The organism is Halorussus salinisoli (assembly GCA_005239435.1).
Taxonomy (GTDB): domain Archaea; phylum Halobacteriota; class Halobacteria; order Halobacteriales; family Haladaptataceae; genus Halorussus; species Halorussus salinisoli.
The window spans coordinates 163,917-177,086 of sequence record SZNP01000004.1 but is presented as its reverse complement, the minus strand read 5'-3'; the positions used below and the strand labels follow the sequence as shown (position 1 = coordinate 177,086).

12 protein-coding genes are annotated in these 13,170 nt (G+C 56.6%); 10 read left to right on the top strand and 2 right to left on the bottom strand.

Going from position 1 to position 13,170, the window contains the following annotated elements:
- The first annotated feature begins 121 nt into the window (after nt 1–121).
- The gene (locus E2484_RS12200; RefSeq protein WP_137285505.1) at nt 122–1,045 is read left to right on the top strand and encodes a glycosyltransferase family 2 protein; all 924 of its coding nucleotides are present in this window, start codon (nt 122–124) and stop codon (nt 1,043–1,045) included.
- Between the two features lie 447 nt (nt 1,046–1,492).
- Here the strand turns inward: E2484_RS12200 and E2484_RS12195 are convergent, their stop codons facing one another.
- Nucleotides 1,493–1,888 (bottom strand): DUF6176 family protein, encoded by a 396-nt coding sequence (locus E2484_RS12195; protein ID WP_137285504.1) that lies wholly within the window; start codon nt 1,886–1,888, stop codon nt 1,493–1,495.
- Nucleotides 1,889–2,271: 383 nt separating this feature from the next.
- Between E2484_RS12195 and E2484_RS12190 the strand changes: the two genes are divergently transcribed.
- Nucleotides 2,272–2,736 carry a twin-arginine translocation signal domain-containing protein gene (locus E2484_RS12190; protein ID WP_137285503.1) on the top strand — a complete coding sequence of 155 codons (465 nt, stop codon included), beginning with the start codon at nt 2,272–2,274 and terminating at the stop codon, nt 2,734–2,736.
- Nucleotides 2,737–3,173: 437 nt separating this feature from the next.
- Entirely contained in the window at nt 3,174–3,971 is a 798-nt protein-coding gene (locus E2484_RS12185; protein WP_137285502.1) for an SDR family NAD(P)-dependent oxidoreductase, read from the top strand.
- Between the two features lie 831 nt (nt 3,972–4,802).
- On the opposite strand, the gene E2484_RS12180 is transcribed toward E2484_RS12185, so the two are convergent.
- Entirely contained in the window at nt 4,803–5,630 is an 828-nt protein-coding gene (locus E2484_RS12180) for a class I SAM-dependent methyltransferase (protein ID WP_137285501.1), read from the bottom strand.
- 477 nt (nt 5,631–6,107) lie between these two features.
- Between E2484_RS12180 and E2484_RS12175 the strand changes: the two genes are divergently transcribed.
- The 7 genes from E2484_RS12175 to E2484_RS12145 all read left to right on the top strand — a co-directional run bounded on the left by E2484_RS12175 (nt 6,108) and on the right by E2484_RS12145 (nt 12,457).
- Nucleotides 6,108–6,851, top strand: coding sequence for a hypothetical protein (locus E2484_RS12175; protein WP_137285500.1), 744 nt, complete (start codon nt 6,108–6,110; stop codon nt 6,849–6,851).
- A 427-nt stretch (nt 6,852–7,278) separates the two neighbouring features.
- Nucleotides 7,279–7,926, top strand: a complete 648-nt coding sequence (locus tag E2484_RS12170; RefSeq protein WP_321112563.1) for a hypothetical protein — start codon at nt 7,279–7,281, stop codon at nt 7,924–7,926.
- A 14-nt stretch (nt 7,927–7,940) separates the two neighbouring features.
- Nucleotides 7,941–8,789, top strand: a complete 849-nt coding sequence (locus tag E2484_RS12165; protein ID WP_137285499.1) for a carotenoid biosynthesis protein — start codon at nt 7,941–7,943, stop codon at nt 8,787–8,789.
- A gap of 195 nt (nt 8,790–8,984) precedes the next feature.
- Nucleotides 8,985–9,257: a hypothetical protein gene (locus E2484_RS12160; protein ID WP_137285498.1), complete on the top strand. Its 273-nt coding sequence runs from the start codon at nt 8,985–8,987 to the stop codon at nt 9,255–9,257.
- A 496-nt stretch (nt 9,258–9,753) separates the two neighbouring features.
- Complete coding sequence (locus tag E2484_RS12155; RefSeq protein WP_137285497.1) at nt 9,754–10,341, top strand: twin-arginine translocation signal domain-containing protein; 588 nt, start codon at nt 9,754–9,756, stop codon at nt 10,339–10,341.
- A gap of 301 nt (nt 10,342–10,642) precedes the next feature.
- Entirely contained in the window at nt 10,643–11,428 is a 786-nt protein-coding gene (locus E2484_RS12150; protein WP_137285496.1) for an alpha/beta fold hydrolase, read from the top strand.
- Between the two features lie 495 nt (nt 11,429–11,923).
- Complete coding sequence (locus E2484_RS12145) at nt 11,924–12,457, top strand: hypothetical protein (protein ID WP_137285495.1); 534 nt, start codon at nt 11,924–11,926, stop codon at nt 12,455–12,457.
- Nucleotides 12,458–13,170 lie beyond the last annotated feature (713 nt).

The following is a 13,170-nucleotide window of genomic DNA, read 5'->3' as shown; positions in this document are numbered from 1 at the left end:
CTGGAGGGCGGTCACCGCATCGGCACGGAGTGGGTCATCCGGTTCGAGATGCGTTCCGGAACCGACTGCCTTGTTGAACAGTAGGGTCTATGTTGGCAGTACCCATAGAATAATTTGGAATATGACCGACACTCCTCCGACGACAATCATCATCCCGACGACTAGCTGGACAACCGCTTGCTCTGATGTCGCCAACCAGATCGGCCCTAAAGACGAATTACTCGTTGTTTGTGATGACCAGTCGAACGATGTCGCTGCCCAGCAAGATGACCGAACGGACGGTGTCAGGATCGTCTTCGCAGGCGAACCTAAGCGTTGTTCAGGGAAGGCGAACGCGATCGCCGCAGGTATGCGTGCCGCAACGCACGACCGCATCGTCTGGACAGACGACGACTTCGAACATCCCACTGACTGGCTCGCCAACCTCCACGACAACTACGAGGAGAACGGCCCCGTCACCGAACTCCCGTTCTTCGTCGGGCGCGACCCACTTTCAATTCTGCTTGAACCGATGTATGCGATTGGTGGGACGCTTGGCGTGTACGTCGACGATATCGTTTGGGGCGGCGCTGTGATGTTTGAACGCAGCGACCTCAACGAGGCCGCGTTCCTACGGGAGCTTCAGCAGACAGTGAGTGACGATGGAATTCTCACCGAATACCTGGACGTGACGCCCCTTCGACGGACGCGACGCGTCCCAGTCGGTGGCTCGATACGTGAGACGCTCGAACGGCACGTCCGTTTCACGAAAATCGTCCGTTTTCACGACCCGAAGGGCTTCGTCTCCATGATCATCGTTAGCATACTCTCCCTGATCGCCGCAGTCATGTTTCCTCTCCCGATGGCGGTATTCCTAACCATGCTACAACTGGGCGTCTATCGAGCATTCGGCGTCCACCGCTGGACATTTCTGCTCGCATATCCGACGACACTCGTGCAAGTACCCCTGTTGCTGTATGGTCTCGCACGCCGATCCTTCGTCTGGAATGATCGCCGGTATCGATGGCGCTCGAAATTCGACGTGATGGCCATCGACTTGAAGTAAACACTCCGTTCTTCCCGGATTGCCAAAAGCTATCCCTGCCCTCGTTTACGGACATAGTACTCCCCACCGCCAAAGAGGAGAGAGAGGACTAAATACACAGGCGAGAGGGTGAACACGACCGTCGAATCGACTCTTGAGCGGAATGGGACGACGCTGTACAAGATTATATCGACTGGCCAAGCATCCACAGCCATCGCTACTGGGAACGCATCGAACGTCACGCTGACTGCCTACATCGCACCGAGTGGCGTTGGACATGAGTATACGGTCGCCTACCCGACGACGTGGAATGGCCACTACGCCCAGATGACAGAGCAGAGGCGGTACGTTGAGATTGGATCGACAGCGGTTCGCCTGCCTGCATGGGTGACAGGGGCGACTATCAACGAGACGAGAACGGCCAACTGACAACTCCACGCTCTGAATTGCTCAGTCTGTGGTGCGAATCTACTGGGAGCGTTCAGAGTACTGTTGAAGTTGGAACGTAGTAGAACGCTCAGGACTCACACCGTGAAGGAGTGGTTCAAAATCGCCGGTCTCCTCTGGGTCTTCTAGTACGTCCTCCATCATCGCATCTTCAGTATCATGCAACGGATGTGTTGAGGCTCTGCGCGCCTCAATTAGTTGCTCCATGGAATCGGCTTCAAGATACCAGACAAGATAGTCCCCATCTTCCGCATGTTCAATGAACAACGACATCGTCTGGAGGCTTTCTTCCTCCCAGATATCATGGACACCTTGACTGTCTGATTTGGCCTCTCCAACCAAGTCGTCTATCCACTCCTGAAGTCGTTCGGTCTTGCCAGAGTGCACCTTTTGTTTCCGAATGAAGACCTCTGTCATCGACGAATAGTTGGGCTGGAAGAACAATAACAAATATGTAAATATATATACACGCTCTGGATTGAGCAATTCGTGGTCCGAACTTATCGTATCCAGTTGGAGAGGCTGGATAACTGGCGGAACTGACGACCTCTCCGTACGTGGGCGGTTTTCTCGTTTATCCACTGCTTGCTAGCTCGACGGTGAGTTCGTAGCCCTCAGAGTCCGCGGCGAGAACCAGGTACGATTTGGAAGCGATTCGGCAGTGATTTGGTAACGAGTGGTAGAAGACTACGCCCAGAGTTTGAAAAAAGGTATTCCCTCCCTCGTGGTTCTCTTTCTCACAGTAGAGAGGGGCCACCCGGACACGGGCCCAGAAGCGACTACTCTACTGGGAGCATACAATGACCAAATCGAACCAGACACCAAATCCCACCCGTCGGCGCTTCTTGCGGACGACGGGTGTCGTGACCGGCGCGCTTACGCTCGGAATCACGGCAACCGGCAGCAGTGTCGCCGACCCATCAAACAACCCGGCGTTGCCGGGTCGCGTCTACGCCGACGGGAGAACGTTCGCGACCAAAGACGCAACCGACCTTCCGCCGCCGAAGGGCAACAACGAACACTCGTTCGACGAGATTTACCACTTCACTAACGGAGCTTCGGGGCAACTCGACGTCGCCGAGGCCGCGCCTGGCGAACAGGATTTCAACGGTGGTCGCTGGTCGGTCACCGTTGTCGAGTGGACCATCAGCGACCCTCCTGTGGTCAAAAGCGACGACGAAGTTCACGCCCACTCGAACGACATCGACGTAGTCGAAGAAGGTGCGCGGTACTTCGAGTGCCCGCTCGTCCCACTCGAAGGCTGACTTCGACTCCGCCTTGTTCTATCGAGCGGCAACAACGAGTTACTCCACCGCTCGCCGGTACTGAATCGGCCACTCCACACGGTCGTCCGCGCCCAACTTCTCGGCGGCGTGGAGCGCGAAGTAGGGGTTCCGGAGGTGTTCGCGTCGGTGGTATTGGAATAGCCGGATTGACCGCTGTGATGGATACGCGCCCTGTATTCAGCACGCCGCTTCTGACAAGCTCTCGGTATGTCGAGGAAGCCGTGCTGAATACAGGGGCTGTATCTTGTACGCACCACCGCGATCTGCCGAGATACTGTTAGAAGGAGTGTGCTGAATATAGAGCGTTCTTCTGTATGGACCAGTGACATCTTTCACACGATAATACGCGCGATTACACCGTGAAATCTCTCACGGAGTAATTATATAGACTCCTCTGTTCAACGTTACCATATATCATGGATTTCGACGGGAAGACAGCACTGGTAACGGGTGGCGCATCGGGGATTGGCAAGACGACGGCCAGGCGCTTCGCGAAGAAGGGCGCGAACGTCGTCGTGGTCGACACAGACGAGAGTGGTGGGCGAGACACGGTCCGGGCGATCGAGAACGACGAGGGCGAGGCGACGTTCGCCGCCGCAGACGTGAGCGACGAGGACGAGGTGTTCGGGGCTATCGACCAGGCCTACGAGACGTACGGCAGTCTCGAGGTCCTCCACAATAACGCCGGAATCGAGAGCACTCCGGGACCGCTGATCGAACAGGACACCGAGGACTTCGAGCGCGTGCTCTCGGTCAACCTCCTGGGTGTGTTCTTCGGCCTCAAACACGCCATTCCCCGGATGATCGAGGACGGTGGAGGCGCAGTCGTCAACACCGCGTCGATCGCCGGAATCGCCGGTGCCCCGACCATCGGCACCTACGGCGCGACCAAGCACGGCGTGGTCGGTCTGACAAGGACGGCCGCCGTCGAGTACGCCCCCGAGGGGATTCGGGTGAACGCAGTCTGTCCGGGCTTCACCAATACACCGATGCTCCAGCGATACGTGGAAATGTCGGCCGATGATGAAATCGTCGATTCGGACATGGCCGATGACGTAGGGATAGATCTTGAGAACATACAGCAACTGCAACTGAAGGGTCGAGTCGCACGGCCCGAAGAGATAGCCGATGCCGTCGTCTGGTTGGCCTCGGAGGAGGCGTCGTACGTCAACGGCGTCGCGTTCCCCATCGACGGCGGGATGGACGCGATGTAGGAGCGACCAGTCGTGTGACCGATCCGCGTGGGACCGAGTATGAAGCGGAGGAGACACTCTGATAGGTTGGTTCAGTAAAAAGAATTAGGGATATATTGACTGTATTCGTAGGGCTTCTTGAATACTCCCTGTTGTTCTCTCCCTATTACTATTGTTCACTCCCTTGTGGCCAAAATGACGGTAGCTGATTTCTGCGCAGTATTTTATATTTTTTGACTTCAACGAGTAAATAACTATACCCGCATACATCATTACGGTGTGTGGTGTTCCACCATGAACCTAAAACCGATTCTAGTTGCAGTTGTAGTCCTTGCTGCATTCACGCTGGCCGTTGGTAGTGCAGCAGCACAAAGTGACCAAGCAAGTGACTGCGTCGAAATACGCGGTGAAGGGGGAATCCAAGGGCCAGTCGTTAAGAGTGTCGCCACCGGACCTGGCGGGGAATTTCTTGCGAAGCAGATAGTAGTGCCCGAATCCGAAGAGTGCCCTGCTAACTAAGGACAAGCTCATAAAAGTGTAGCAGGTCCTTCTCTCGTCTTTCCAAACTCCTGAGCGAAAAGCCGAAGCAAGTTGCAATTTCAATGAATTGACTCCTGAACGAATACGGTCTCGTTCAGGGTCTACCGATGAATGTACGTTCTGTACTGACCGATTTGTGCTTCACCTGTACTATTCAAAAGCGACTGCAAGATACTCACCTTCTATTCAGCATGACTTGGACCGATCTACCTAGCCGCTATCAGTAGCAGCGTGCTGGATACAGAGTATGCATCCATCATGGATAGCGCCACGGATTGTTCAAAGATTGGGCATGATGAGGCCCACATACTCCTATCGACGCGCGACCGCTACAAAAGCCTCCATCGGGAAGACAATCCCGTGATCATCCGTGTACGCGTCCAAGGCTTCCTCGAGATCCTCAATGAGCGCGTCGCGAATGTCTGGATTCAACGCCTCAAGTGGTTCAGCCAGTGGAGAACTCGCGGCCTCCCGTCGCAGAAACTCTTCGACCGACGGGTAGCGCATAGTTCCAATCTCGATGGTGAGGCTTACATCGCGAAAGTCCGCGTCGCGAATGAGGGTGCGTAGGTGGGAGATGTCCCACTCGGGGAAGGGAGAGCGCATCATCGTCGCGGCCTCTTCATCAACGTGGGTCTCGAGAGCGTCAGCCATCACCTCGTAGGCCGGATTGAACTGAAGGGGGCGCCAGACACTTATCGCCATTCGGCCGCCTGACGCAAGTACACGCCGCATCTCTCGAAGAGCACTCCCCGGCTTCTGAATGAACTGCAATGCCTGCTGGCAGAAGACGACATCGAAGGATTCCTCGGAGAACGGTAAATCCGTTGCGTCTCCTTGCCGCCACTCGATCGGATGCTGTAATTGAGACGAAGTCGCTCTCGCGACGGTGAGCATTGTCTTGTTCAGATCAATCCCGACCACGCTTCCACGTTCACCCACCTTCGAGGATGCCCGTCGCGCCACGATTCCTGTTCCGCAAGCCACGTCCAATACGCGGTCACCTTCCTGGAGCTTCCCAGCTGCGAGGAGTTTGTCGGCCCATGGAGCGAACATTTCGGGGACAAGGTACTGTTCGTAGGCCTCAGGACCGCTCTTTTCTAATTGCCACCCATCTGAATAATTGTCGTGCTCGGACATAGGCATCATCGCCTCCGCCAGGGAGGCGGACTAAGTTGGGTACACCTCCATCAATAATCGCTTCTCGGTAACCCTCCAGTAGGTAGGTAGTGATTGGTAATCGATCGCTGTCCCCTGAGAGATTTGCGCCCTGTATTCAGCACGACCCTCAATAATGAAGGCGGTAACTCAGACATCTCCACTCCTCATTCTTGTAGGAGCTATCATTGGCGCCGTCTTCGTCATTTGACGCGGTATGAGCCGAACGTGTTGATCGGAACATACTAGAAAACGAATGAGGCGATGGTGAGGGAGACCACGCCGCGCATAGTGGAACTACACCGCAATTGGAACGACCCCAATGTCACTACCCAGATCTAATTGTTTTCGGTAATTATAATGGAGTATCTATTTTCAGGGTGGTGGAAGGTTATACTATTATTCAGCTAGAAAACATCGACATTATTATTTCTCGGGAGTGGTGGAAATTCGGTCGCAATGAAAGCACCAAAGTGTAATCGACGGACGCTCCTCGCGGGAGGGGCGACAGCGCTCGTTACCTCGACGGCGGGGTGCGCTGGCGGCCTCCTCAGTGGCAAGTCGAAGCTGCAGAAACAGCTCGATAAAGTGCGTGAGGCGACCAAGAAGTACACCGACCCCAAGACCGCACTCAAAGATGGGTTCAAGCCCGGGGGCCCATACGTGCCCGGAATGGGGTGGCACTTCAGCCATCCCAAACGGGGGCAGGAAGCCGCCAAGAACGGCTTCGACATCGAGAAGCCTAACATCCTCACGTACGTCAAAACCGACTCCGGATTGAAGCTCGGCAGCGTCGAGTACGGGGCCCCTGCGAAGGCAACTGATGAGAACCCAGACCTGTTCGCCGACGAGAACGCCGACGCCACCGAGGAGTGGCACACCCACAAGGCCGCCACGCACGTGTTCGCCACGGGTGACGGGTCGCAGAACAACCCCAAGAACGTCGAGTTTGAGACGTGGGTGACCAAGGACAACTGGGCCGAGTTTAGTCCGCCGGACAAGAGCATCTCGGCTGGTGATACGGTCGCACTCAACTGGGGTTCCGCTAAGGGCAAGCAGGGCGAGACCACCGAGCGCGTGGCCGACCTCGTCACTACCCACCCCAAGCTCCGGACACTTCACGCGTGGGTACATGCCGACAACCCAGACGGCGTGTTCAGTCCGGTGAATCCGGAGTACGGCGGCGACGGCCACAGCCACTGACGCAAATGAGTACGTTCCGAGACGCCGTCGCCGATGCGCAATGCGGTGACGTCGTTCAGTGTCGCGTCACTGATGGGACACGCGTCGTCGGTTCGTGCGCGACCGTTCGGCGAGATCAGGCCGGCGTACGTGTTGTGCTATGTCCGGTCGATGCGGCGCGCCACCCACGCCGAATGTGCCACCCTCGGACACCACGTGGTTGGCAACGACCCCATCTCGATCGGTGGAACAATACCGACGGGGAGTGGAATCAATACGGCGAAATCGTCGATTTCCAACTGAAGGACTGATTCCCTCCCCTTCCGACACACGACACCGTCACGCAGTTGTCGGTCGTGTACAGCCCTATCCGCCGGGTTGTTCTGGACATACTCAAGGCAATTATCTCCGTGAAATCTTGTGATACCGTAATTACCATAATGGGTACGTGAACTGTTACAGACACATGCTGGAAAACGTGGCGCACACGTACTCCGAGGTATTCGCTCCCGAATACTTCGTCCTCCTCTGTGCGCTTACCCTGATTCTGTACGAATGGTATTCAACAACGGACTCGCGAACCATTGACCTCGTCCCCCGACTCGGCGTTCTCGCGCTCGGGTGGGGCGTCGGTCTCCTCATCTACAAGATCGGCCCAGCGATGTTTGAGTCAGTTCCCTCATGGGGGCCGGACTTCACGGGTAGTCTCGGCCTTGGTGTTGGATTACTCGTCATCTGGCTCGTCTGGCACCTGCGGAAATGGGGCGAGTTCGTCCCCAAACTCTCGCTGTTACTCGTGGCCGTCACCGTCCCCCACCTCGTCATCACGCCGTTCTGGGACATCTCGAGTCACGTCATCTACGCGGTGGCGCCCGCCGGCTATCTGGCGCTCGTCGAACGACGGTTCGCGCCGTTCCTCATCGTTCCCGCGGGGATGGTGGTCAGCCGACCACTCGCCGATGCCCATACGTGGGCGCAATCTGTTGGTGGACTCGTACTGGCCGGCGTGTTCGTCGTCGGACTCCTCTACCGGCAAGCGCACGTTGGACAGCAGACCGACAGGGAATCAGCCACGACCGACGTGAAGCGACTCTAACTGGAGGGCCACGCATGAACCTACTCTATCCCGTGTTCACGGTCGTGATGTTCCTCACGTCGTTCCTCTGTGGATTGCACGCGTGGGGTGATCGCGACCGGCTGGTCTTCTATGGATCGGCCATCGTGTACGGCCTGCTGTTGGAGAAGCTGGTCATCCTGTACTTCCAGAACTATACCTATCCGGCCGCCAAGATGCTCGATTTCGCCGGTATTCCGATCGCCATCGGCTTCGGCTGGAGTGCCGTCATCTACGGTGGTTACACGACCGCGCGAGCCTTCGGTCTCGGTCGTCGATACCTGCCGGTGTTCGCCGGGCTGTACGCCGTCCACCTCGACCTCGCGATGGACGCGATTGCGATTCGCGTGCCGTTTTGGGAGTGGACGCCCCCGGGCGCGTGGTTCGGCGTCCCTCTCGGGAACTTCCTCGGCTGGTACCTCGTGGCCCTGTTCTTCACCTTCACCTACCAATGGGTGTCGGCGCGTACCGATGTCCCACTTGCGATAGGAATGGGAACGATCGCCGGGGCCGTGGCTCTCCTCATACCAACCCTCGAGGTCTGGACGCGTGTCACCGACGGTGTTGTGCTCCGGAAGGCCATCATTCTGAGTGGCGTCCTGCTCGTGTCCATGGTGTACGTCTGGACTGCCGAGTTCCAGCCTGCACCCGTCCCTCGGCTGGTGACTGCTTCCATCTTCCTCTTCCATGGGTTCCCCTTTGCGGTGCTACTCGTTCTCGGCATCTATGCGTCACAACCGCTGGTCGCGGTGGTGAGTCTGGCGATGGTCACCATCGGGGTGTACCTCCACGCGGGTGTGAAGACAACCGTCACCGAGCAAGTACCCGTCAAATCGGCCGACTAATTTGGTCTGGTTGAAATCCTTTACTGATGATAGGAGTAGCTCGATGGTGAGCAATGCAGAGCGTAATGTAAAGGAAACGATTCAAGCCTAGGCCGGGATCGTCGGTCGAATTTCGATAAAATATACCAGAATAGTTGGAAGTTTTCACTAATAGAGCACAGTTCATGGAGCGGACGTCCACTTCAATTAGTACCGGTGAACATCAACTTTTCGCGGGCGCTCCTCTATATCGGCCTCCCGTCGCTCTTGGTGGCGTTCTATGCCGCCCAGACGTACGACTCCGGCGTGTTTCCCGGCACGACGTTCGGTGTTGAGAATCGACTGTGGTTCGTCAGCGCCGCAGTGACCGTCACCTTACTGCCATTCATGACGCTCATTTCGTACGTGTCGCGGCTGGCAACCCTTTCCCAATCGACGTTGTTCATCGGACCGTTCGTCGTCGGAAGTCAACAGCACAAGGAGGAGTAGACCCCACAAAACAGGTAGACCGCAATCAATGCGACGATGGCAGCCCTTGGGGCTTCTCATAGTTCGATCCCCACCTCTTCCGTTTTCCAAAAGTGTGTTACGAAGATTCTATCCGTGTACCTTGCATCGCGGAACGTGTAGTGTGACATCGCCACCATCCGATCCGTCCGTGTACAGGGATGCTTATTGCCGACTGTTATCGGTGTTCCGCAGTACGCGCAGGTCTGTAGGTCCGCGTTAGGGCCATCTGATTGTTATAGGGGAAGAACGGACGTGACAGGAAAGAGGGTAGATTACTATGAACGATTTACACCACTGACTTATCGCAATCTAACTCTCAGGCGCGTGAAACTATACATGCAGAGCGTACACTTACTGATTACTTTCGAGTATACGTGGACTTTGTCTCACGCAGGGAGTAATGAATACTACGGCTGGAACGGCCAGTCGGCTTATTCTGCTTGGTCTCTACGTTTGAACTGGAGTTGAGAATTGTATGTCCAACGACAAAACCATTGGGGAGCGTATTTTGGGTGAGGAATCGCGGCGTTCGTTCATGAAAAAGAGTACAGTGGCATCGGTCGCTTTTGGGGCCGGTGTCCTCGGATCAGGGGTCGGCGGTGCTCAGGATTTCGACCTCGACGACAATTGGAAAGCACTCATTTTCGCGGACAGCTTCCATCCAGAGGCCCGGTTTACGTTCGTGTCCGGGGTGGTCGAATGGACGCCTAACTACGGCGATGTCCGCGACAGTTGGTTCTCCGACTTCAATACCTACCAGATCCGATGGCTGAACACCGACGAGGTCGTCCCGCTGTTCGTCGCCGAGGACGCCAACATCGGAAGAGAGTACGACCAAGAGCTCGGATTTATCCCTGACGCCGACGACGACGCCAATCAGCCCCAGTTGTTCGAGATGGAGAAGGAGTGGACGCCGTTCGGCGACAATCCCCGTCTCGTCGAGGTTGAGGCTAGCCCGGTCGCCGAAGAGCAGGAAGATGAGATCCTCGAAAACGAAGATTGGTGGCAGACTGGCGGTGGCAATCAGACAGCCACAAACACCACGACGACCAACGGCGGTTAGGAACCGCTGTTGCGCCGCTACACGGGACAGTGACCACTTTTCCGGGTAGAACGATTCGTTTCGACTCGTGTCTCCCTCCAGTACATCGGTCCCGATGCACTGAACAGCGTTTGCACAGTGGTCGTATACTCTCGCCCTTCATCACTTCCACCAACGTATACCAGGGTGTCCATATATGCCGTAATAACTCACGGGCGGCCCGTAGACGAGCGAGACGCCGACGGCGAGGGTGGATCGAGAGCGGTCAAAATACAGCGTCAGCTGACAGAACTCCTACAGCGCTGGAGTACCATTGTAGCGTATGAAAATGAACCATATACGTCGAGGGACGGGGATGCCGTTAGTCCTCGTTCATGGATTGGGCGGGAGTTGGCGTACGTGGACCCCCGTCCTCGACAAACTGACCGCCGAGCGGGAGGTGATTGCGGTGGATCTCCCCGGTCACGGTGAGACGCCGGCGCTATCCGGGGAAGTGTCCATCGACACCCTCGCCGATGCCGTTACGTCGTTTCTCGACGCGAACGACCTCACCGGCGTTGATGTGGTCGGTAACTCGATGGGGGGACGACTCGTACTCGAGCTTGCACGCCGGGGGACGGTCGGCGCCACTGTCGCGCTTGACCCCGGTGGATTCTGGAAGGGCTGGGAGCGGTACTTCTTCTACGCGACGCTCGCTCCTTCGATCCGTCTCGTTCGCCTCCTCCAACCCGTGATGGGCCAGCTTACGGGTAGCGCCGTCGGTCGGACGCTACTTCTATCGCAACTCTTGGCACGACCCTGGAATCTGTCCGCCGACGTCGCACGGGAGGAGATGCGGACCTTCGCCGACTCGCCGTCGTTCGATGAACTACTGCGTCGGTTAGCCTTCGGCCCCAGCCAACCGGGGACGGACTCCACACCGGGCTCGGTCGTAATCGGATGGGGTCGCAAGGATCGAGTTACCCTGCCCCGGCAGGCGAAACGCGCGCTGGACCGGTTCCCCAGCGCTCACTTGTACTGGTTCGAGGATAGCGGGCATTATCCTCACTGGGACGCTCCCGACGAAGCGACCGAACTAATCCTCACAAGCACTGCGAACGACGAGTGAACACAACTGTTCGGTGGTGTTCGGACGCGAGAGAGGGAGATGAACGATCACCAACTGCCACAGTTATGGCGCGGGCTTTCTCGACTATCTCATCGGAGAGTGCGAAAACCTCCTTCGAAGAGGTAGCAGGATGACTGCTCTCGATGCCCTCAAAATTGCGTGTCCAACCAGTGCCTGCACCGGAGATTGGTATCCAATTCAGAGTGTCACAGTATGAGGTTGACCTACAACAATCGTGGCGGTAGGTTGTGGGTGGACGTCCACTGGGTACCAGGATTCCCTCGACTAGTGCTGAGCATGCACTCAATGTCTTTCTCTGGAGTTTGCAGTAGTCGATGATAGCGGAATCTAGTAGTAATGAACGATACTCAAGGTAGCATATACTCAGCACGGAGTGCTTCCGCTCGGATCACCCTGGCGTGGCGTCGCTCACTTCGCTTGTGGTTCGCCGGGTCTGCAGTACATTTGAGGCACTGGAAACCCAATGGCCACCAAATGCGGACCATCGTCGAGACACTCCAACCAGAAGTCCCCTACCGCGTGAGACAGCGGCTCGGTCCCTGTATCACCCGACTTGCGCGAACGCTCGGGCAGCCCGAGTACCGCCTTCGTGATACTGGATACGTCGGCACCGTCCAGCAACCGCTGGACGAGTTCACAGAGACACTCGAGGAACACGGGTTCGAGTGGGACCCGCTGGCGTGGTATCACCAGCCGCCGGTTGGGGCGGAGCCAAACGGTAGCTGGACGTATCGACGGTCCTTGCTGGCCGACAGACAGATTCACGTCATCCTCATCGCCCACTCGCCGGAGTATATCGACGTTTTCGCCCACGAGGAGTACAATTGGCTGCGACACCCGATCAAACACTTCCGGCAGGTTGACATCGAGCGGAACACCGGTAGTAGTAAAATACGGCGGTGGCTCGAGAGTCACGGCATAGAGGTTGATGCCAACTCGCGTCGCCGGCGACGGGTCACACTTAAAGTAAAAGACCTCCGAAAATACCTTGGGTCCCTCATCCCGTAGCGTAGATACAATCACATACCTTCGAAGAAGAGTAGCAAGCCACGCCGCACGCGGTATTTTCCGGGAATTAGCCCTCGACGGCTTGGTGTTCGTAGTCGCCGGTTTGCCGATGATGTGGAAGCGGTGGCGGTATCGCTAATTTGGGGTGATCGAAGTTCCTGCGGCGACCCTACAAATTCGCCGAACGAAAATGGTAACACTGCTAGAGAGGAGGCGTCATGCATAACCGTCACAGACGCAAACTAAAGCTATGGCGTATCAGACCACAATCGGCTGGTCTCTCGTATCCTCAGGCGTCGTGAGCATCATTCTCTGGCTCATTCCTGGCGATTCGATCTGGTGGGGAGTCGGCCTGCTCGTCCTTGGGATTGCCGTGCTCTATATCCGCCGAGACGACGTCTCCGAGGCATTCTCGGCACTAACCGAGTCTTGATTTCTTATCGAACCGGCCATCATCAACGAAGGGCATTCGCCACGTTCATCTGCTAGCATTAGCCGAGAACGGCTACATCGAATGGGACCCAGAGACCCAGACCATTCGACGTGGACCAAACTTCGACGAGGTAGCCCCGGTCATTGAGGACCTCATCGAATAGGAGGACGCGGTTCCCGATGACCGACTCTCACGACCAACAGGAACTGAGAGAAGTACGCGAGACCGACCTCCAAGAGCACGTCGATAGACGGAAGTGAGTGAGGCGACACCTTATGAT

Bases quoted from the DNA above. Each gene is read 5' to 3' on its own strand.
- E2484_RS12200 (WP_137285505.1), top strand. From the start codon at position 122: ATGACCGACACTCCTCCGACGACAATCATCATCCCGACGACTAGCTGG.
- E2484_RS12195 (WP_137285504.1), bottom strand. From the start codon at position 1,888: ATGACAGAGGTCTTCATTCGGAAACAAAAGGTGCACTCTGGCAAGACC.
- E2484_RS12190 (WP_137285503.1), top strand. From the start codon at position 2,272: ATGACCAAATCGAACCAGACACCAAATCCCACCCGTCGGCGCTTCTTG.
- E2484_RS12185 (WP_137285502.1), top strand. From the start codon at position 3,174: ATGGATTTCGACGGGAAGACAGCACTGGTAACGGGTGGCGCATCGGGG.
- E2484_RS12180 (WP_137285501.1), bottom strand. From the start codon at position 5,630: ATGTCCGAGCACGACAATTATTCAGATGGGTGGCAATTAGAAAAGAGC.
- E2484_RS12175 (WP_137285500.1), top strand. From the start codon at position 6,108: ATGAAAGCACCAAAGTGTAATCGACGGACGCTCCTCGCGGGAGGGGCG.
- E2484_RS12165 (WP_137285499.1), top strand. From the start codon at position 7,941: ATGAACCTACTCTATCCCGTGTTCACGGTCGTGATGTTCCTCACGTCG.
- E2484_RS12155 (WP_137285497.1), top strand. From the start codon at position 9,754: ATGTCCAACGACAAAACCATTGGGGAGCGTATTTTGGGTGAGGAATCG.
- E2484_RS12150 (WP_137285496.1), top strand. From the start codon at position 10,643: ATGAAAATGAACCATATACGTCGAGGGACGGGGATGCCGTTAGTCCTC.
- E2484_RS12145 (WP_137285495.1), top strand. From the start codon at position 11,924: ATGCGGACCATCGTCGAGACACTCCAACCAGAAGTCCCCTACCGCGTG.